The sequence below is a fragment of the Plasticicumulans sp. genome (assembly GCF_035331805.1).
Lineage (GTDB): Bacteria > Pseudomonadota > Gammaproteobacteria > Competibacterales > Competibacteraceae > Plasticicumulans.
Genome location: NZ_DAOLKE010000441.1, coordinates 1 through 2,559, shown reverse-complemented (window position 1 = coordinate 2,559; position 2,559 = coordinate 1). Strand labels below are relative to the sequence as shown.

Here is a 2,559-nt window from a genome sequence, read left to right as displayed (position 1 = left end):
CGTCTGCACCAGCCCCGCCGTGCGCAGTTCATGCAGCAGCGCATTCCAGTCCTCGTCCGAAAGCCCTTGCAGGACATCCGTCAGCCCCGGAATCGCCGGCTCGCGCAGTGCCTGCACACAATCCGGCGTTGCCGGGCGGTCGAACAGGCCGAGCAGGCGCAGCACGGCGAGCTGGCGGGCGCCGTGCTCGCCGCCTTGTTCGAGCCAGCACTCGTAGGCGTGCATGACGTGGAAGGCGTGGTGCGGATGTGGCTTGCAGGCAGCGTCGGCTTTCAGCAGGGCGGCGCGGTCGAGGCGGCGCAGGTCGCCCTGCAGGCGGCTGGCGAGGTACAGGCCGAGGATGTGCAGCGTCAGCGCGTGACCGCCAAAGCTCTGGCTGGCGTCGCGATACGTGGCGTCCTGCGCGGCTTCGTCCTCGCTCAGCGTCTGCCCGCCGATCCTGCACACGCCGAGCCGGTGCAGCAGCCGCGCGCCATCGGCGGCGCACAGGTTGTCGAGCCGGTGGCGGCGCACCGCGCCATCGGCGCCGTAGTGCTGCAGGTCGGCGATTTCGGCGCGGGTGCTCAGCACGCACAGCGACTGCCGGCCGGCATCGGCCAGCGTCGTCAGCAGCGCCTTCAGGCCCTCGGTGCGCAGCCGGTACGAACCGGCGTCCTGCAGCGGCTCGACGCCATCGAGCACCAGCAGCGCCCGCTGCGCCATCAGCGCCTGCGCCAGATGCCGCCCGCGATCCCAGGCGCTGGCCTGCGCCTCGCAGCGCACCTCGAAGAACGCCAGCGCCGCGTTCAGGAACGGCTCGTCGGTCGCCGTCCCCGCCCCGGCATCGTTGACGCCCTGCCGATAGAAGCTGTACGCAAACACCCGCTGCGCCCCGCCCCAGCCGTTCACCTTCAGCCGCTGCAGCCAGCGCCGCAGCAGCGAGGTCTTGCCGGTGCCACCCGGCGCCACCAGCACCGCCACCGACACCGCACCGGCCGTCTGCCACTGCGCATCGAGCCATTCGAGGTCGGCACCGCGGCCGAAGAAATCGGCGGCGCCTTCGGGGAGGTGGTGGAGATCGACGTGCGGCGCCTCTCGCTGCCTGGCTGCAGCGGCGGTCGCCAACCGCCCGGCGATTTCTCCGGCCAGCGCGGCCAGCTCGGCTTCGGCCTTTGGCTTGCCGAGGCGGCTCAGGGCCTTGTCGCCTTTCGGGCGCATGTTGATCCGGGCCAGCCAGTCAACCTTCGACCATGCACACGGCCGCACGAGTACCGGAATGACCGTCAGCCCTTCCGCAGCCCGACGCTGCAGCAGCGCCGGGATTTCGGTGCGTTTGATGAAAGGCGAACTCAGATACGAAGCAGAAACCAGCAACAGCGCGAACTGACATTCCGCCATTGCCCGCTCGATCGCCGGCAACCAATCCTCACCGGGTCCGATGCGGGTGTCGTCCCAGACCTCCAGTTCGATGGCACCGAGATGCTCGGTCGCAAGTGCCAGCCAGTCGGCATCCTCACGGCTGTAACTGATGAACACCTTGCCCGGCATCGTCCGCCCTCCCCTGTTCCCTGCTGCGCCGCCGAGCGTAGCGGCCGGGGCTGCGACGGGACAATGCGCGGGGGCTGCGGGGCGGGCTTCGGCTGCGTGCAGCCGGCCGGCCATCCGGAGACAGGGCTGCTGCGCCGCAGGCAAATCCATGCCGGAGGTGTTGGAAAATTTTACCGGCACTTGTTACAGCCGCGGACCCTGCCGGCAAACCATTGCCCGGCAAGGGGAATTTTTCGCATCCAGAAATGGAACGATGATTGCTAATCAGCGACCGGAATTGACCGCAACGACAGTCCGGGAATCGACCCGGTCGCTTGAGAGGCTCCCTGATGAAATCCCTTTCCCTCACCGGCCTGCTGCTGGCCACGCTCGCAGGCAGCACGGCCGTCGCGCTGCCGCTGGTCGACCAGACCGGCAACCTGCTCAGCAACGGCAACTTCGAGTCCGGCAGCACGACCCCGACCAATTCCGGCAGCGGCGTGAGCACCTTCTCGTCGCTGACGGGCTGGAACCAGTACTCCAACACCGGGCCGGTGACGAGCACATGGGCGGGTGCGCCGGTGGTCGAGGGCGATCACAGCGCGCGCATCACCGGCAACACCAACGACGGCCTGTACCAGTACAACGGCGGCTACACCGGCACCTACACGCTGAGCGCCTGGGTCTATGCGCTGAGCGGCAGCGCGCACCTGGTGCTCGCGTGGAACAGCGGCAGCACCACGGCCATCGGCAGCAGCTCGACGCTGACCGGCCAGTGGGAATACCTGAGCGTCACCGCCACGATGAACGGCAGCCTCGGCGGCCCGGTGCTCTACGGCGCCAGCAACAACGCCGATTTCTACATCGACGGCGTCTGGATCAACGCCGGCAGCACCAGCAGCTCGCCGATGGACCCCGGCACCGGCTTCAACCCGAACGCCATCAGCACCGACGTGCCGGAACCGGCCAGCGCCGCGCTGCTGCTCGGCGGCCTCGGCCTGCTCGCCCGCCGTCGCACGCGCCGCTGATCGGCCGACACCGCGGGTGATCCGC

At 69.1% G+C, this 2,559-nt stretch carries 2 protein-coding genes; one reads left to right on the top strand and one right to left on the bottom strand.

From position 1 onward, the window contains the following. Positions 1-1,527, bottom strand: a 1,527-nt coding sequence (locus tag PKE44_RS18105; RefSeq protein ID WP_324554037.1) for a TIR domain-containing protein, incomplete at its 3' end; no start/stop codon positions are given. Positions 1,528-1,856: 329 nt separating this feature from the next. Here PKE44_RS18105 and PKE44_RS18100 point away from each other — a divergent pair. Continuing rightward, entirely contained in the window at positions 1,857-2,534 is a 678-nt protein-coding gene (locus PKE44_RS18100) for a PEP-CTERM sorting domain-containing protein (RefSeq protein ID WP_324554035.1), read from the top strand. Positions 2,535-2,559: the final 25 nt, after the last annotated feature.

Excerpts from the sequence above, each read along its gene's own strand:
- PKE44_RS18100 (WP_324554035.1), top strand. The coding sequence starts at position 1,857 with ATGAAATCCCTTTCCCTCACCGGCCTGCTGCTGGCCACGCTCGCAGGC.